Below are 18,048 nucleotides of genomic sequence, written 5' to 3' on the forward strand. Positions count from 1 at the left end.
CAGATCACCAGCCTGGCGACTACATTGCGCACAGGTAAGTGGGTAGTCTCAGACGGACAACCTAAGTTACCGCTTAGTAACGCAGGCCCGAGGAGCCCCCAAATGCAACTCGCCGCGATCATCGTGTCGCTGGCCCTGATCGTCGTCGGCGTGGCTCTGTTCGCCCGAGCCATCGCGCAGATCTACCGCTACGTGCGGCTCGGCCAGAACGTCCCCGCGGGGACGCGTACCGACGAACCCGTGCAGCGCACCGTCACCGTGGCCAAGGAGTTCCTCGGCCACACCCGCATGAACAAGTGGGGCGTCGTCGGTGTCGCGCACTGGTTCGTGGCGGTGGGCTTCTTCTCGCTGCTGCTGACGATCGTCAATGCCATCGGCCAGCTGTTCGAGGCCGACTGGCTGCTGCCGATCATCGGCGAGTGGGCCCCGTACAACATGTTCGTGGAGCTCATCGGCACCCTGACGATCCTCGGCATCGCCGTACTGATCGCGATCCGCCAGCTGAGCCACCCGCGCAGGCCGGGCCGCAAGTCCCGGTTCGCGGGCTCCAACTTCGGCCAGGCGTACTTCGTCGAGGCCGTCATCCTCATCGTCGGCGTCTGCATCTTCATGCTGCACGCCCTCGAGGGTGCCCAGCACCACGTCGACGGCTACGAGGCCTCGTTCTTCATCTCGTACCCGGTCGTCGACTGGCTCTCGGGCCTGGACCTCTCCACGCTCCAGAACCTCACGTACCTGTTCGCCGGTGTGAAGATCGCGACCTCGTTCATCTGGATGATCACGGTCGCCCTGAAGACCGACATGGGTGTCGCCTGGCACCGCTTCCTCGCCTTCCCGAACATCTGGTTCAAGCGCGAGGCCGACGGCGGTGTCGCGCTCGGCGGGCTCCAGCCGATGACCTCCAAGGGCGAGCCGATCGACTTCGAGGACCCGGGCGAGGACGACGTCTACGGCGTCTCCCAGGTCGAGCACTTCTCCTGGAAGGGCCTGCTGGACTTCTCCACCTGCACCGAGTGCGGGCGTTGCCAGTCGCAGTGCCCCGCGTGGAACACCGGCAAGCCGCTCTCCCCGAAGCTGCTCATCATGTCGCTGCGCGACCACGCGCACGCCAAGGCCCCGTACCTGCTCGCCGGTGGCGGCAAGGACATGGAGGGCAACGAGCAGGCGACCGAGGAGCAGCTGAAGGACGTCCCCGCCGCCGCCCTCGCGGAGGCCGAGCGCCCGCTGATCGGTACCGCCGAGGAGAACGGCGTCATCGACCCGGACGTGCTGTGGTCCTGCACCACGTGCGGCGCCTGCGTCGAGCAGTGCCCGGTCGACATCGAGCACGTCGACCACATCGTCGACATGCGCCGCTACCAGGTGATGATCGAGTCCGCGTTCCCGTCCGAGGCGGGCACGATGCTCAAGAACCTGGAGAAGAAGGGCAACCCCTGGGGCCTGGCGAAGAAACAGCGCCTGGAGTGGCTCAAGGAGCTCGACTTCGAGGTGCCGGTCGTCGGCAAGGACATCGAGGACCTCACCGAGGTCGAGTACCTCTACTGGGTCGGCTGCGCCGGCGCCCTGGAGGACCGGGCGAAGAAGACCACCAAGGCCTTCGCCGAGCTGCTCAACATCGCGGGCGTCAAGTTCGCAATCATGGGCGGCGACGAGAAGTGCACCGGTGACTCCGCCCGCCGCCTCGGCAACGAGCCGCTGTTCCAGCAGCTCGGCCAGGAGAACGTCATGTCGCTGAACATGGCCTTCGGCGAGGAGTACGACGAGGACGGCAAGGTCACCGAGGAGTCCAAGAAGCCCCGGACCGCCAAGAAGATCGTCGCGACCTGCCCGCACTGCCTGAACACGATCGGCAAGGAGTACCCGCAGATCGGTGGGGATTACGAGGTAATCCACCACACGCAGCTGCTCCAGCACCTGGTCGACGAGGGCAAGCTGACCCCGGTCACGCCGGTCGAGGGCATCATCACCTACCACGACCCGTGCTACCTGGGCCGTCACAACAAGATCTACTCCCCGCCGCGCGAGATCATCGCCAGCGTCCCCGGCATCCGCAACGAAGAGATGCACCGCCACAAGGAACGCGGCTTCTGCTGCGGCGCCGGTGGTGCGCGGATGTGGATGGAGGAGCGGATCGGCAAGCGCATCAACAACGAGCGTGTCGACGAGGCGCTTTCGCTGAACCCGGACATCGTCTCCACCGCCTGCCCGTTCTGCCTCGTCATGCTGACCGACTCGGTCAACGGCAAGAAGAACGACGGCAAGGCCAAGGAGTCCGTCACGGTCGTCGACGTGGCCCAACTGCTGCTCGACTCCGTCAGGACACCGGTCGACCCGGCCGGCGAGGCGGAGACCGAGGACGCGCCGGAGCCCGAGCCGGTGAAGTAGACCGGTCGCAGTACGTCCCGGCGGGCGCCCCGTTCCTGGAACGGGGCGCCCGCTTTTGTGGTTTTGGGGGATCCGTACAACCATCACGTGCACCTCACGGGTCACACCAGGGAGCCCACCCCCACGCTCTCACTGGAGTTGACTGTGCAGATCAGAAGAATCGCCGTCGCCACGGGCGTGGCCGCCCTCGTCGCGGGCGGCCTCACCCTGCCCCTCGCGGGGACCGCGACCGCGGCGAGCACGCTCAAGGACGACTTCAACGGCGACGGCTACCGCGACCTCGTCATCGGCACGCCCAAAGCCAACGCCGTGACGGTGACGTTCGGTTCCTCGTCCGGCGTGGGCACCGGCAAGGCCGTGACGATCACGCAGGAGACCGCCGGTGTGCCCGGAGCCACCGAAAAGGAGGACGAGTTCGGGGAGAACGTCACCAGCGGTGACGTCAACGACGACGGCTACGCCGACCTGATCGTCGGCGCCCCCGGCGAACAGGTCACCGACTGGGCGAGCGGCTCGCTGAACGTGGTGTGGGGCGGCGCGAACGGCTTCACCGAGGGCGCCACCGTCTACCACGCGCCCTCCGCCGACGACGAACGCTTCGGCGAGGGCGCCGTCTTCGTCGACCTCGACGGGGACGACCACGCGCAGCTCGCCGTCGTCAGCGCCAAGAAGTACTGGTGGTACTCCGACTCCAACAAGCCCGAGGACGCCTACGCGCCGGAGGTCGAGTTCGTACCGGCCGACGTGACCCTCGAAGGCCTCACCGCCGACCAGTTCCACGGCACGGGCGCAGGCAGGACATACACGTACGTCCTCTACGGAAAGCACGCCGACGGCAGCCCCTACACGGGGTGGGTCGACGGCGGGCCCGGCGACATCGGCTACCACTCCGGGCGGATCGACGGTCAGTTCGCCGGCTCCACCACCGAGGCCGCCGCCACCGGCGACGTGAACTGCGACGGCTACCCGGACCTTGTCACCGGCCAGGCCGACGAGAACTCGGTGTGGGTGTTCTCCGGCGGATCCACCATCTTCACCGACGAGATGGAGGGCATGGACAAGGTCACCCAGGACAGCGAAGGGGTGCCGGGAGCGACGGAGGCCGAGGACCGGTTCGGCGCGTCCGTGGCGGTCGGTGACGCGGACGGCGACGGCTGCGACGAGGTCGCGGTCGGTGCGCCCGGCGAGACCGTCGACGGTGTGCGGGGCACGGGCTCGGCCGTCGTCCTCAAGGGCGGCTCCTCCGGTGTAGCCGGGGGCCGTTCGTACCACCAGGAGACCAGCGGGGTGCCGGGCGTCGCCGAGACCGGTGACCGCTTCGGGTCCACGGTCCGCCTCAAGGACATCAGCGGGGACGGCCGCGCGGACCTGTCCGTCGCCGCGTCCGGCGAGGACATCGGCTCGGCGGCCGACGCGGGCGCCGTCACGGTGCTGCGGGGCTCGTCGCCGTACCCGACGACGAGCGGCGCGACCTCGTTCAACGGCTCGGACTTCGGCCTCCCCGGCGCGGGCATCTCGTTCGGTACGTCCCTGCGCTGACGGCCCCGTCCCCGCCCCTGCCATCATGTGGCTGTAGTCAACTCATGGGACGGGCGGGGGCGTTGTCGATGGGGACATGTCGATGGGGGCGTTGTTGATGCCGGGTCACATACGAAGAAGCGGCGGGGTCGTCCTGTGCGCGGTGCTGCTCGCCGCCGCGCTCACGGCGTGCGGCAGCGGTGACGGCGGCGACGGGGGCGGTGCCCACCGGCCCGTGACCGTCGCGGGAAAGCAGCAGCGGAGCGCGCCGTTGCCGGTCCCGCGCGGCAAGGGCAGCAAGCTCCCGAGCGACTTCAACGGGGACGGCGCCCCCGACCTCGTCCTCGACGACCTCGCCCACGACGGGCTCGGCGACGACCCCGGCATCGGCATCGTCTACGGCAGGAAGGGCCACGGACTCGTCGACGGGACCCGGCAGTTGCTGACCCCGGCGAAGTACGCGGCACGGACCAAGGGGCGGGCCCCGGCGACGTTCGCGTCGGAGGCGAGCTGCGACCTCGACCGGGACGGCTACGCCGACCTCGTGGTGTCGACGGACCCGCCGTACGACGGCCAGGGCATGCCGCCGGTCCCGCTCCAGATCCTCTTCGGCTCGCCCACCGGGATCTCCGGCAAGGGCGTCACGCTGAGGATCCCCGCGCGGGCCAGGTTCGGCAACGAATGGCCCGACCAGCCGGTCTGCGGGGACTTCGACGGCGACGGCAGGAACGACCTGGTGGTGCACGCGAGCGGGGGGCGGCTCAGCGTGCTGCCGGGCCCGTTCACGCGCGCGGGCGCCCCGCGCGGCGCCACCGGCATCGCGCAGCCTGGCGGAAACGTTCCGACGGGCCCCGCCGCCGACCTGAACGGCGACGGCGCCGACGACGTCATGGTCCGCGCCCACGCGGGCACGGCACGCTCCGCCGTCGCCCTCGGCGGCCCGGACGGCTTCACGAAGGGCGCCACGTACCCGGCGGGCACGGATGCCGCCCTCGGCCGCTCCGGGGCGGCGGTCCTCACCAAGGACGGCCTCAAGCTGTACGCGCCCGGGGGCACGGCCACCCGCACCGTCCGGGTCACCGGGGACCGCCTCGCCGCGGCGGACCTGAACGGCGACGGCCGCATGGACCTGGCCGTGTCGGACGCCTCGGACCGCGTGCACCTCGTCATCGGCACGGGCAAGCCCCGGCGGGCCCCGGCGAAGGGCCACGTGATCGCGGTCGCGGACTACGACGGGGACGGCCGCGACGACCTCGCCCTGCAACACACCGCCGCCACCACGGACAAGGTAACGATCCTCTCCGCAGGCCGAACCACCCCTCAACCCCCCTTCTCCACAACCCTGTTCACCCCCTGACACCACGAGGCTCCATATGGAGCCCCTGCGCCGCTTGAGCAGACCTCTCAAGCCCCTGCGCCGCTTGAGCAGATCTTCCAAGCCCTGCGCCGCTTGAGCAGGCCTCTCAAGCCCCTGCGCCGCTTGAGCAGACCTTTCAGCCCCTGCGGCGCTTGAGCAGATCTTTCAAGCCCCTGCGGCGATTGAGCAGGCCCGTCCGGCAGGACTTTCGGGAAGGGGCGGGGTGGGGCAGACGAATAGCCCCGCCACCACGTACAACCCTCCCGCCCCATGAACAGTCTCCTGTTAGCCGACCGCAGGCCAACGCCGGACACAACTCCGGCCGAACGCCAGTGAAACGGCACCCCGTTGACGGGACGACCCCCAGCCGTCCCCTTCTCGCAGGAGCCAACCGAATGGCCAAGCACAGACGTACCCCCGCCCCGTCCAAGGCCGGCCTCCGCCTCGCCATGGCCACCGCCACGGCCGCCGCCCTGACCGGCGGGCTCTTCGTCGCCACGGCGGGCACCGCGACCGCGGCCACGCCCGGCGTCGCCGCCTCCGACGCCGACTTCAACGGCGACGGTCTGGCCGACGTCGCCACCTCCGCACCGCTCGCCTACGTGGCCGGCCACGCCGGTGCCGGACAGGTCAGCGTCCTGTACGGCGGCGGCAAGCACACCACCATCAGCCAGAACTCCACCGGCGTGCCCGGTGCGGCCGAGGCCAACGACGGCTTCGGCTCCGCCACCGCCTACGGCGACTTCAACAGCGACGGCTACGACGACCTGGTCGTCGGCACCCCCGGCGAGGACGTCGGCACCGACAAGGACGGCGGCACCGCGGCCATCCTGTGGGGCTCCGCGAACGGCCTGAACGGCGGCAAGACCGGCAAGACGCTCACCGACCCGCGCGCCTCGAAGCACGACGCCTTCGGCGCCCGCCTCGCGGCCGGCGACTTCGGCGACGTCGGCACGGACCAGATCGCCATCGCCACACCCAACTCGGCCACCATCGCCATCGGTTCGGTGAGCGTCGACGAGACCTGGCGCACCACGACGGCCCCCGTGCAGAGCGGCACCGCCGGCGTCGGCATCCACAACCTGCACTCCGGCGACGTCAACGGCGACAACATCGACGACCTGCTCGTCAACGGCTTCGAAGCCGACTCCGACATGGGCTGGAACGCCAACTACTACCTGCCCGGGTCGACCAGCGGCCTCCAGCCGTCCGCCGCGGTCAAGCTGCCCGCCGGCGTGATCACAGACATCGGCGACGTCGACAGTGACGGCTACGGCGATGTCGTCATCGGCCTGGAGTGTGACACCGACTCCGGCGTCCCCGGCGCCCAACTGGGCGGCGCCGTCAAGATCGCCCACGGCTCCGCGAGCGGCCCGGTCGCCTCCACCGTCCAGACCATCGACCAGGACACCTCCGGCGTCCCCGGCGGCGGTGAGACCGGCGACGACTTCGGCGGCGAGCTCGACCTCGGCGACATCAACGGCGACGGCCACCTCGACCTCGTCGTCGGCTCCGTCGGCGAGAACCTCGCCGGGGTCGCGGACGCGGGTGCCATCACCGTCCTGTACGGCAAGGCCGACGGCTCCGGCATCACCGGCGCGGGCGCCAAGCTCTACAGCCAGAACACCCCGGGCGTCCCCAACTCCGATGAGAAGGACGACAACTTCGGCTCCGACGTCCACGTCGACGACCTCAACGACGACGGCCGCGGCGACGTGATCGTGGGCGCCCTGGGCGAGAACGGCGGCAACGGCGCGGTCTACGCCCTGACCTCCAAGGCCGACGACACCCTGTCCGGCTCCGCCGGCACCTACGTCTCGACCCTCGGCATCTCCGGCTCCGGCACCCCGCTGCTCGGCGCCAACTTCGCCGACTGACGCACCCTCCCGGGCATCCCCTAGGGGATGTCACAGCTCAGCCGCAATGCCGGGCCCGAACCCCGGGCCCGGCATCGTGGTCCCGGAAACCAGGTACGTTCGAGTACGTGGCTGGATTCAGGAACGGACGCGGCCGGGACAACCGCGAAGCGCCCCAGGGGCCCCCTCCGTACGCACCCCCTCAGCAGCAGCACGGGTACGGACAGCAACAGCAGCAGCAGTGGCCGCAGGCCAACGGTGGACACGCCGGACAGCGCGGGCACGGTGAGCCGGAGTACTTCGGCGACCCGAACGCGCCCCGCGCCCACGACCCGTACGCGGCGAACAACCCCGGTCACACCCAGGCGTTCACGGTGAACCCGGACGACGGGGCCCCGTACGCGTACAACCAGGGCGCCACCTACCAGGCGGGCGCGGCGGCGGGCCCGGCCGGGCCGATCGGCCCCCGCCTGCACTGGAAGCCGCTGCTGTCCGGGATCGTGCTGCGCCCCTCGGCCACGTATCTCCAGATGCGCGACTACGCGATGTGGGGCCCGGCCCTGATCGTCACGTTCCTCTACGGGCTCCTGGCGATCTTCGGCTTCGACGGCGCCCGCGAGGACGTCATCAACGCCACGATGTCCTCGGCGATCCCGTACGTCCTGACGACCGGCATCGCGATCACGATCAGCTTCTTCGTGCTCGGCGTGGTCACCCACACCCTGGCCCGCCAGCTCGGCGGCGACGGCGCCTGGCAGCCCACGGTCGGCCTGTCCATGCTGATCGGCTCCCTCACGGACACGCCGCGCCTGATCTTCGGCATGTTCCTCGGCGGCGACGCGATGTTCGTCCAGCTCATCGGCTGGGCGACGTGGATCGCGGCGGGTGCCCTGCTGACCACGATGGTCTCCAAGTCCCACGACCTGCCCTGGCCGAAGGCGCTCGCCGCCTCGGCGATCCAGCTGATCGCACTGCTCTCGATCATCAAACTGGGCACGTTCTAGGACGCGCAACGCGAAAAGGGGCCCCAGGGGCCCCTTTTCCGTGTGCGGCGGCTCAGGCGTCGAGAACCTGCCCGTCGCGCTTCACGACCGGCGGCTCGACACTCCACGGGAAGTTGATCCACTCATCGGTCCGCTTCCACACGTACTCGCACTTCACGAGCGAGTGGGACTTCTCATAGACGACGGCCGAGCGGACCTCCGCCACGGTGTCGAGGCAGAAGTCGTGGACGAGCTTCAGCGTCTTGCCGGTGTCCGCGACGTCGTCGGTGATCAGGACCTTCTTGTCGCTGAAGTCGATCGCGTTCGGCACGGGCGCGAGCATGACCGGCATCTCCAACGTGGTCCCCACCCCCGTATAGAACTCCACGTTCACCAGGTGGATGTTCTTCACATCCAACGCGTACCCGAGCCCACCGGCGACGAAGACGCCGCCGCGCGCGATGCTCAGGATGATGTCGGGCTCGTACCCGTCGTCGGCGACGGTCTGCGCGAGCTCGCGCATCGCGACCCCGAACTTCTCGTACGTAAGGTTCTCGCGCTCGGGGTTCACGCCGTCACTCATGTCGCTGCTGCTCACACCTGGGTCCGATGGAAGTTGAGGAAGGAACGGGAGGCGGTCGGCCCGCGCTGCCCCTGGTAACGCGAACCGTAGCGCTCGCTGCCGTACGGGAACTCGGCGGGTGAGGACAGCCGGAACAGGCACAGCTGCCCGATCTTCATGCCCGGCCACAGCTTGATCGGGAGCGTCGCGAGGTTCGACAGCTCCAGCGTCACGTGGCCACTGAACCCGGGGTCGATGAACCCGGCGGTGGAGTGCGTGACGAGGCCGAGCCGCCCGAGCGAGCTCTTGCCCTCGAGCCGCGAGGCGAGATCCTCGGGCAGGGAGATGACCTCGTACGTCGACGCGAGCACGAACTCGCCGGGGTGCAGGATGAAGGGCTCGTCACCCTCCGGCACCACCGTCCGCGTCAGCTCCGCCTGCTCGACGCTCGGGTCGATGTGCGGGTACTTGTGGTTCTCGAACACCCGGAAGTAGCGGTCGAGCCGCACATCGATGCTCGACGGCTGAACCATGGATTCGTCGTAGGGATCGATCCGGACCCGTCCGGAGTCGATCTCGGCCCGGATGTCCTTGTCTGAGAGAAGCACGTAGCGAGGATACGCAGAGCGCGCGTGCCCACCACAATCGGCGGGCCCGCGCGCTCTGTCGCTGGTGCTTGCTCTTACCGCTCGTCCGGTCCCACAGGAACGGCGTGCCGAAGTCGCGCGCACCGCGGACACCGAATAAGCCGGCTTGGACCGAGACGGTCCGCCTGCTGCATCGGGAACGAAGCGGTGCTGAACACGTGCCCTTCGGCACATCGGACGACGGTGCGATCCATCGAGTCCATCAAGTCCCGGAGTCCCTTCCCCACGGAGCCATTGGGCCAGTTTCCTGACCGACGACGAAAGGCAACATTACGGGATGAAAGGGACGCCAATCCAGGCGGCACCCCGAGGCGAATCGTCCTCGGCCGGAATCCCCACCGTACGCCCCAACTCCCCTTACCCGCAGTCACTTCCGCCCCGCACAACGCAGCCGGGCCCCGGGGGCTTCGACGCCCGGGGCCCGGCATGGGGTACAGTGTCGCCAGTACGGATCGCCTCAACGGCCGTACCGCGCGGGTGTAGTTTAATGGTAGAACATAAGCTTCCCAAGCTTAGAGCGCGAGTTCGATTCTCGTCACCCGCTCCATCAGCTCAAGCAGCCAAGGCCCAGGTCACCGACCGGGGCCTTTTTGCTGTCCGCATCCGATCAGTCGTCGCGTGCCACATCCGTGCCAGAAGCATGACGGCATGGCGCCCCCATCCGAACCCATGACGGTCTCAAGCTCACCGACGCACCGGGTAGCCAGTCAGCGTGCCTCTGTCGCCAGCTTGAGGCCGAGGCCGACCAGGACACCAGCGGAGATCCGGTCCAGCCACCGCTTCACCCGCTGCCGCAACAGAAGTCGCCGAGCCTTCGAGGCCGCCCACACCAGCGGCGAATACCAAAGGACGCCCACGGTGAGGTGAATGGCCACCAGGAGGAACCCCCACGCACCCGAGGACGGGCCGTGTGGCATGAACTGCGGCAGCACACTCATGTAGAACACGCCAACCTTCGGATTCAGAAGGTTCGTCACCATGCCGGCCCGAAGCGCCGCCAGCGCTCCCGTCGTCGCCGGAGCTTCGTCCTGCTCGCCCACCGCCGCTGCGGATCGATTACGCGGGAGCGTCCTCCACAACGCCGAACCGCCGAGCCACAGGAGGTACGCGGCACCCAGGACACGCACCACGTTGTAGGCGAGCTGCGATGCGGTGAGCAGTGCGCTCAGGCCGACGATGGAGGCAGTGCCCCAGGCCAGGCAGCCGAGCGTGATCCCGGCGATCACCGTAAGTCCGGCGCGACGCCCGCCGAGCATCGTGTGCCGCAGTACGAGCATGGTGTCGAGCCCCGGAGTCATCACTCCCAGCAGTGCGACAAGCATCCACCCCAACAGTGAAGCACTGGACATGCCCAACCCCCCTATTTTTCCGCCGACTTGAACCGAGCGCGAGTTCGATTCTCGTCACCCGCTCCACCAGAAACCCCCAGGTCATCGACCCGGGAGTTCTTTGTTGTCTGGACCGATTCAGCGCTCGCGCACCATCTCATCCAGGCCGGCCGCGAGCGGTGCCGTCAGCGCCATCGACCCGACCAGCAGGCCGAGTACCGCCGACAGCATGCCAAGCAGACGCAGGCGTGTGAGCCTCCGTCCGCTTCCGGGTCTCCACCAGCTCCGCTGCGCCCGTTATGGCACGCCATCCGATTGACGGCCTATCAGGCATTTCGCCCGCCCGGCGGCACGGCTCAGCCGGACAGTGCCCTCCCGTACGCGCCCTCGCTCTGCCGCACCCCGCTGCAGTTGGTGGCCGCGTCGTCCGTGTCCGTGCCCGACTCGCACGGCGCGTCGCGGAACGTCGCCCACGTCGAGACCCACGCGATGCCCTTCTTCTCCGCGAAGGTCCGCAGCTGTGCCGCGTCCGCGAGCGTGAACGTCTCGCCGTCGATGTCGTTCACGCCGAGCATCGAGGTGAGCGCCATGCCGCGCCAGGCCTTCTCGTCGGAGAGGCCGAAGACCTTTTCCAGCTGTGTGTGGGTGGCCTTGGCCGCGGTGCGGGCGTAGTCGCTCATGTCCCCCTGGTAGGACTCGCCGTAGTTCATGGTCATGATGTTGACCGTGGAGACCTGGACGGACTGATTGTTGGCGGCTTCGAGGAGGTCGACGCTGTCGTCGTCCAGGCCGGAGGGCATCACGGGCAGTGTGAAGGTGACGTCCACGTCGCGCTGCTTCTGCAGCAGCGCGATCGCCTCGGCCCGCCGGGTGTTCGCGGCGGAGTCCTTCAGGGTGTCGCCCTCGATGTCGAAGTCGGCGTGCGTGGCGCCGCCCGCCGCGTCCAGCGCCTCGGCGTAGGCGGCGGCCAGGTCGGACGCGGTGTCGCAGGTCGTGGCGAGCTCGCTGCCGGAGGCGCCACCGAAGGAGACGCGGAGCGTGCCGTCGGAGGAACTGAGCTTCTTGATACGGGAGGTGACCCCGGCAGCGTCGATCTTCGAGTGCCCGCCCCAACTGGGCGTGCAGCCCGTGCCGTTGGCGACGACGAAGGCGAGGTTGTACGCGTCGGGAGAGCCGGCCGAGTCGGTGGCGTAGGCGGTCGAGGCGCTGACGTACGGGGCGTAATCGGTGTCGGAGGGGGCCGCGGACCGGGTCGCGGACCGGGTGTCGGACGACGTGGCGCAGCCCGCGCACCCGAGCACGACCAGGGCCAGCATTCCGGCGGCGGACTTCAGCGGAATCGGCATACGGAGAACCTCGCACCCGAAACTGTGCCAACCGGCCTTCTCCACCCAGGGATTGCACAGACAAGACCAGGCACAACGACCGATACTCCCCCAGTCGCCCAGGCCTCTGACAGTCTTCTCCCGATCTCACGGACAGCTGACAAGAAACGCTCAGCACCGGCAACAGAAGCCTTCCTACGCTGCACGGAATGCGCCCCGATGTCGTTCTCGAAACCCCTTCCGCAGGTCGCGGTCGTCGCCGTAAACCCCGCCGCACTCCTGTCGACGGCCCCGTGTTCGTCGACTCCTCCGGCCGCAGAGCACGGCTGCTGCGCCGCTTCGGTATCGCCGTGTGCGTCGGCTGCGCGGGCTACGTGACGCTGCTGTGTCTCGCGTTCATGGGCGTCGGCATCCCGCTGACCTCCTCGGACCTGCTGCCCTTCGGTGACGCGGGCAACGGCGACCGGGCTCCCGCCGGGCCCCGGCTCGGGGCGCCGAACGGCACGGTTCCGGACGCCCCGTCCGCGACCCCGTCCTCCTCCGCCTCCATCAGCGCCGGGCAAGGGGGCCCGGCCCAGTGATGTCCCCGACGACGAAGACGCCCTCCGCACGCAGCCGGCGGCACGCCAACCCGAGCCGGATCGCTCGCATGCGAGGCCGGGCCGCGGCGCTCCAACGCCCGCGCACCCTGCTGGCGTTGACCCTCCTGCTCGCGCTGACCTGCGCGCTGCTGCTCGACGGCTACGTACGCGGCGAAGTGTTCAACGACAAGCGGGTCCGCGACGGCGCCGCCTACGACCAGGTGTCGGAGTCCACCCTGGAGTCCGGTCCGATCTGGACCTCACGCAACGGGAAGGTCCAGTCCGAGTCCGTCCCCGACAAGACCATCGTGCTCACCTTCGACGACGGCCCGAACGCCCAGTACACGTCCAAGGTCCTCGACATCCTCGACGAGAACGACGTGCCCGGCACGTTCTTCCTCGTCGGCTCGATGGCCGCGCGCTACCCGAGCCTGGTGAAGCAGACGGTCGACCAGGGCAACGAGGTCGGCATCCACACGTTCTCGCACGTGGATCTCTCGTACCAGTCCGACGCACGTCTCAAGCGTGAGCTGAAGCAGACCCAACTGGCGATCGCGGGCGCGTCGGGCGTCACCACGACGCTGTTCCGTGCGCCGTACTCGTCCGAGACCGACGCCATCGACAACTACAGCGTGGGGATCTACAAGAAGGTCGCCAAGCTGGGCTACACCAGCGTGTTCATCGACACCGACAGCGACGACTGGAAGCAGCCGGGCGTCAAGAGCATCGTCAAGACGGCCACCCCCAAGTCCGGCGAGGGTGCCTCGGTGCTCTTCCACGACGCGGGCGGCGACCGTGACCAGACGCTGAAGGCGCTGCCGCAGTACATCAAGAAGATGAAGGCCAAGGGCTACACCTTCACCACGGTGAGCGGCGCCCAGGCCATGAACCAGCAGGCGCGGGCGAAGGCCCAGGAGAAGGCCGACGCCAAGGCCGCCGGTGCCGAGGCAGGGGGTGCCAAGGCCGTGGGTGGCGGTCCGAACGGGATGCCGGGCGCCCGCGAGCAGGACCTCGACCCCACCTCCACCGCCGTCGAGCAGTCCGCCATGCACCAGGCGACCGGCTCCACGCTGTACGTCGGCAAGTCCCTCATCGTGGCCACCGCCATCGCCGAGTGGACGATGCCGGTGCTCTCCGGATTCCTGGCCGTCGTCGGCGTCGCCGTCATGGCCCGGTTCCTGCTGATGCTGGTCGTGGCCCGCCGCCACTACCGGCAGCGCAACGAGCCCTCCTTCTCCTGGGGGCCGCCCGTCACCCGCCCGGTGAGCGTGATCGTGCCCGCGTACAACGAGAAGGAGTGCATCGCGAACACGGTGAACTCGCTCATGGACAGCACCCACCCGATCGAGGTCATCGTCGTCGACGACGGCTCTTCGGACGGCACCGCGGACATCGTCGAGTCCCTCGGCCACCCGAACGTCCGCGTCGTCCGGCAGGAGAACGGCGGCAAGCCCGCGGCCCTCAACAACGGTGTGCGCCATGCCTGTTACGACATCGTCGTGATGATGGACGGCGACACGGTCTTCGAGCCGGACACCGTCGCCAAGCTCGTGCAGCCCTTCGCCGACCCCGAGGTGGGCGCCGTCTCCGGCAACGCCAAGGTCGGCAACCGGGACACGCTCATCGGCTCCTGGCAGCACATCGAGTACGTGATGGGCTTCAACCTCGACCGCCGCATGTACGACACACTGCGCTGCATGCCCACCATCCCGGGCGCCATCGGCGCGTTCCGGCGGGACGCGGTGCTCGGCGCCGGCGGGATGAGCGAGGACACGCTCGCGGAGGACACCGACATCACCATCGCCATGCACCGGGCGGGTTGGCGCGTCGTGTACGAGGAGCACGCGCGGGCCTGGACGGAGGCGCCGGGTTCGTTCAAGCAGCTCTGGTCGCAGCGCTACCGCTGGTCGTACGGCACGATGCAGGCGCTGTGGAAGCACCGGAAGTCCCTGACGGACAAGGGGCCTTCGGGACGCTTCGGACGAGTCGGGATGCCGCTGGTCGTCCTCTTCCAGATCTTCACGCCGGTCTTCGCGCCGCTCATCGACGTGTTCACCGTCTACTCGATGATTTTCGTCGACTTCCAGGCGTCACTGTTGGCGTGGCTGGCGGTGCTGGGCGTCCAACTGGCCTGCGCAGCCAATGCGTTCAAGCTCGACAAGGAGAAGTACCGCTACCTCCTGATGCTGCCGCTGCAACAGTTCGCGTACCGGCAGATGATGTACCTCGTCCTCATCCACTCCTGCGTCACCGCCCTGACGGGTGGCCGACTGCGCTGGCAGAAGCTGAAGCGCACGGGCGAGGTCGGGACGCCGACGGCCGGTACGGGAGCGGGCCGGTGATCGAGGACACTCCGACGCGGGAACTGCGCGCGGTGAGCGGGCCGCCGGCTCCCGTGAGCGCCCCGACTCCCGTACGGGACCGGTACTTCGACGCCCTGCGCGCGGTCGCACTGGTCCGCGTCGTCACGTACCACTGCTTCGGCTGGGCCTGGGCGGGTCTGCTGTTCCCCTCCATGGGCGTGATGTTCGCGCTCGCCGGATCGCTGATGGCCCGTTCGCTCCAACGGCCCGCGCTCTCGGTGATCCGCAGCCGGATGCGGCGGCTGCTCGTGCCGTTCTGGGCGTGGGGCGCCGTCGTCGTGGCGGCGATGCTGGTCCATGGCTGGATGCCCGGCTGGCGGATCGTCTACTGGGTCGTCCCCCTCGGCGATCCGCCGGGCAACGCCTGGGGTGAGCAGGCCTGGGAGATCCTCTGGTACCTGCGCTGCTACCTGTGGTTCGTGCTGCTGTCGCCGCTGCTGCTGCGGGTGTTCCGGTGGGCGCCGGTTCCTGTCCTGCTGGCCTCGCTCGTGCCGATCGCGTTCTTCGACGACGCCGGGGGCGTCACCGATTTCTGCATCTTCGTCTTCTGCTGGCTGCTCGGATTCGCGCACCGGGAAGGGCTGTTGGAGCGGTGCAAGCCGACGCCGGTCGTGCTGTTCTCGCTGGCCGCGCTCGCGTTCGGCGGCTGGTACGCGTTCGCCCACCAGGGCGAGTACGGGACGTACGACCTGGACGATGTGCCGCTCGCGCAGGCCTTCTGGTCGGCCGGGTTCGTCACGCTGCTCTTCTACGCGAAGGTGCTGTGGCGGATCGACTTCGCGTGGCTCGCCCGGTACCGGCGGCTCGACCGGGTCGTCACCGTGTTCAACGCGCGGGCCGTCACGATCTACCTCTGGCACGAGATCGCGCTGATCCTCGCGGTGCCGCTCGTTGACACGTTCTGGAACGTGCCGGCGTTCGAGAGGTGGCTGCCGCTGGAGAGCCAGTGGTTTCTGTTCGGCGTCGGGTGGCTGCTGATCGCTGTCGCTGTGCCGATGTGGGGGTGGGTGGAGGACGTCGCGGCGAAGCGGGCGCCGCGGCTGCTGCCGTAGGCGTCTCCTACGCCACGGGGCTCCGCCCCGGACCCCGCGCCTCAAACGCCCGCGGGGCTGAAAGAATGGGGCTCCGCCCCGGGCCCCGCGCCTCGAGCGCCGACGGGGCTGGATGTGCTCAATCGCCGCACGGGCTTGATGTGGCCGTACCGCCGAAAGGGGCCGGTTCACCTGGGCCACGAGCCCCCGGGCCTACCCGGCAGTTCCGGGTGTGCCAAGGGGGCGGTCCGGCCCTCGTCCAGGAACAGCACCCGGTCCGCGTACGGGGCCAGTGTCAGGTCGTGGGTGATCAGGATCGTCGTGCGGTCCCGCATCAGGTGGCGCAGCGGCTCCACGACGCGGTGGGCCGACTCCGCGTCGAGGCCCGTGGTCGGCTCGTCGAGGACCAGGACCGGGGAGGGCCTCAGCATGGCGCGTGCGATGGCGACGCGCTGGAGCTGGCCACCGGAGAGCGCCGCCGTGCCGGGGGCGATCTCCGTGGCGTAGCCGTCGGGGAGCGCGGTGATGAAGGCGTGCGCGTCGGCGTCCCGTGCCGCCCGCTCGACCTCCGCGTCGCTCGCACCCGGGCGGCCCGCCGCGATGTTCTCGCGGATGGTGCCGTGCAGGACGTGGGTGCGTTGCGGGAGCAGGGTGATCCGGTCGCGGACGTCCGTGAGCGACAGTTCGGGCAGCGGAACCCCGTCCAGGCGGACGACTCCGGAGGTCGGGTCGTAGAACCGGACGAGGAGCTGGGTGAGCGTGGACTTGCCGGCGCCGCTGGGCCCGGTGACGAGGACGAGTTCGCCCGGTTCGGCGGCCATTGTCACGTCGTGCAGTGCGGCTTGGACGGTGTCCGGGTATTGATGGGTGACGTGGTCGAGGGTGATGCGGCCTGGATGAGCACATTCAAGCCCCGCCGGCGCTTGAGGCGCGGGGTCCGGGGCGGAGCCCCGAGGCGTGGGAACCGCTGGGTCCGACACCGCCGGGCGCGCGTCCAGGATCTCCGCGAGGCGGCGCGCTCCCGCCGTCGCCGCCGTGAGCGTGAGTCCGAGCTGCCCGAGGTCCCGGACGGGTGGATACAGGTAGCCGATGAACGCGGCGAAGGCCAGCAACTGGCCGAGGGTGAGGCGCTGTTGGGAGATCTCCCACGCGCCGAGCCCGATCACCGCAAGCACGCACACCGTCTCGACGACCTGGACCAGCTGCTCGTACATCTCGGTGGCCCGCGCCCCGCGCACGGACGCGCGCATCCAGTTGCGGGCCTCGGTGGCCAGGCGCTGTTCCTCGGCGCGGTGCCGGTTGTAGGCCTGGGTGAGCTCGATGTTGCCGAGGGACTCCTCGACGACGGAGGTGATCGCGCCCTCGGCGGCGCGTTCGTCGCGGGCCGCGCGTCCGATGCGGCCGGAGAAGCGGCGGGCGGCCAGCAGGAACAGCGGGGCCAGCACGAAGGTGACCAGGGCCAGGTCCCAGCGCAGCCAGAGGGCAGCCGCCCCGTAGAAGAGAGCGGAGAAGACGGCGGACACGGTGCCGACCACGCCTGACACGACCATCTGCTCGATGGCCTCCACATCTCCGGTGAGCCGGGACACGAGATCGCCCCGTCGGTGTTTTCTGAAGAAATGCGGCGGCAATTCCTGGAGGTGTGAGAAAACTTTCGCCCGCAGCCGCATGACAAATCTCTCGGCGGTCCATACGGCGAGCGAATTGCCCGCGTATCCGACGAGCGCGCCGACGGCGGCCGCGCCGAGCCAGGCGAGCGCGGGCCCCCAGAACGCGGACGGCGACCCGGCCTGCAGCGCATGGTCGGTGATCTCCGCGAACAGCAGGATCGCGGCGGTCTCGGCGAGCGCCGCCACGATCACGCAGCCGACGATCACGACGAGCCGCCCACGGTCACCCCGGGTCAGTGGCCAGAAGCGCCGGAACGCCTCCGTGATGTCACGTGTGCCGCGCATGGACAGGGTCAACTCCCGGGCAGGAACCGGACAGGGAAGAGCAGAGGCGGGGCCGCCGGAAGGGACGGCCCCGCCACGCGGGGTGGGGGACGGGTGAGCGCTTGCCGCCGACCGGACGACGCGTGGCGGGCGCCGGGGGGGGGCCCGTAGTGGGCAG

13 protein-coding genes and 1 tRNA gene are annotated in these 18,048 nt (G+C 69.3%); 9 read left to right on the forward strand and 5 right to left on the reverse strand.

The window, feature by feature from the left end; all coding sequences use genetic code 11:
- Positions 1-102 precede the first annotated feature (102 nt).
- The 5 genes from ABT004_RS23460 (at position 103) to ABT004_RS23480 (ending at position 8,120) form a co-directional block, all read left to right on the forward strand.
- Positions 103-2,385, forward strand: a complete 2,283-nt coding sequence (locus ABT004_RS23460; protein WP_351340172.1) for a (Fe-S)-binding protein — start codon at positions 103-105, stop codon at positions 2,383-2,385.
- 144 nt (positions 2,386-2,529) lie between these two features.
- Positions 2,530-3,924, forward strand: coding sequence for an FG-GAP-like repeat-containing protein (locus ABT004_RS23465; RefSeq protein WP_351340175.1), 1,395 nt, complete (start codon positions 2,530-2,532; stop codon positions 3,922-3,924).
- A 97-nt stretch (positions 3,925-4,021) separates the two neighbouring features.
- Positions 4,022-5,260 (forward strand): FG-GAP repeat domain-containing protein, encoded by a 1,239-nt coding sequence (locus ABT004_RS23470; protein ID WP_351340178.1) that lies wholly within the window; start codon positions 4,022-4,024, stop codon positions 5,258-5,260.
- A gap of 395 nt (positions 5,261-5,655) precedes the next feature.
- Positions 5,656-7,137: an autotransporter outer membrane beta-barrel domain-containing protein gene (locus ABT004_RS23475; RefSeq protein ID WP_351340181.1), complete on the forward strand. Its 1,482-nt coding sequence runs from the start codon at positions 5,656-5,658 to the stop codon at positions 7,135-7,137.
- Between the two features lie 107 nt (positions 7,138-7,244).
- Positions 7,245-8,120 carry a Yip1 family protein gene (locus ABT004_RS23480; protein WP_351340183.1) on the forward strand — a complete coding sequence of 292 codons (876 nt, stop codon included), beginning with the start codon at positions 7,245-7,247 and terminating at the stop codon, positions 8,118-8,120.
- Positions 8,121-8,172: 52 nt separating this feature from the next.
- On the opposite strand, the gene ABT004_RS23485 is transcribed toward ABT004_RS23480, so the two are convergent.
- Together ABT004_RS23485 and dcd are read right to left on the reverse strand one after the other, a co-directional pair.
- Positions 8,173-8,682, reverse strand: a complete 510-nt coding sequence (locus ABT004_RS23485; RefSeq protein WP_351340185.1) for a phosphoribosyltransferase — start codon at positions 8,680-8,682, stop codon at positions 8,173-8,175.
- Positions 8,683-8,693: 11 nt separating this feature from the next.
- On the reverse strand, positions 8,694-9,269 hold the full coding sequence (dcd, locus tag ABT004_RS23490; RefSeq protein WP_351340187.1) for a dCTP deaminase: 576 nt from the start codon (positions 9,267-9,269) through the stop codon (positions 8,694-8,696).
- Positions 9,270-9,781: 512 nt separating this feature from the next.
- On the opposite strand from dcd, the gene ABT004_RS23495 reads away from it, so the two are divergent.
- Positions 9,782-9,855, forward strand: a tRNA-Gly gene (locus ABT004_RS23495).
- A 160-nt stretch (positions 9,856-10,015) separates the two neighbouring features.
- Here the strand turns inward: ABT004_RS23495 and ABT004_RS23500 are convergent.
- Complete coding sequence (locus ABT004_RS23500) at positions 10,016-10,657, reverse strand: LysE family translocator (RefSeq protein WP_351340189.1); 642 nt, start codon at positions 10,655-10,657, stop codon at positions 10,016-10,018.
- Positions 10,658-10,992: 335 nt separating this feature from the next.
- Positions 10,993-11,982 (reverse strand): chitinase, encoded by a 990-nt coding sequence (locus ABT004_RS23505; RefSeq protein WP_351340191.1) that lies wholly within the window; start codon positions 11,980-11,982, stop codon positions 10,993-10,995.
- 188 nt (positions 11,983-12,170) lie between these two features.
- Between ABT004_RS23505 and ABT004_RS23510 the strand changes: the two genes are divergently transcribed.
- Genes ABT004_RS23510 through ABT004_RS23520 form a run of 3 tightly spaced genes read left to right on the forward strand, consistent with a single transcriptional unit; the run spans position 12,171 to position 15,957 of the window.
- Entirely contained in the window at positions 12,171-12,542 is a 372-nt protein-coding gene (locus ABT004_RS23510) for a hypothetical protein (RefSeq protein ID WP_351340193.1), read from the forward strand.
- Positions 12,542-14,884 (forward strand): bifunctional polysaccharide deacetylase/glycosyltransferase family 2 protein, encoded by a 2,343-nt coding sequence (locus tag ABT004_RS23515; RefSeq protein ID WP_351340195.1) that lies wholly within the window; start codon positions 12,542-12,544, stop codon positions 14,882-14,884. The genes ABT004_RS23510 and ABT004_RS23515 overlap by 1 nt, the downstream gene beginning before the upstream one ends.
- The gene (locus ABT004_RS23520; protein WP_451187836.1) at positions 14,881-15,957 is read left to right on the forward strand and encodes an acyltransferase family protein; all 1,077 of its coding nucleotides are present in this window, start codon (positions 14,881-14,883) and stop codon (positions 15,955-15,957) included. The genes ABT004_RS23515 and ABT004_RS23520 overlap by 4 nt, the downstream gene beginning before the upstream one ends.
- A 167-nt stretch (positions 15,958-16,124) precedes the next feature.
- Here ABT004_RS23520 and ABT004_RS23525 read toward each other — a convergent pair whose 3' ends face one another.
- On the reverse strand, positions 16,125-17,891 hold the full coding sequence (locus ABT004_RS23525) for an ABC transporter ATP-binding protein (RefSeq protein WP_351340198.1): 1,767 nt from the start codon (positions 17,889-17,891) through the stop codon (positions 16,125-16,127).
- Positions 17,892-18,048: the final 157 nt, after the last annotated feature.

Origin of the sequence: Streptomyces sp. NPDC002790 (assembly GCF_040295505.1) — a bacterium.
Classification (GTDB): Bacteria; Actinomycetota; Actinomycetes; order Streptomycetales; family Streptomycetaceae; genus Streptomyces.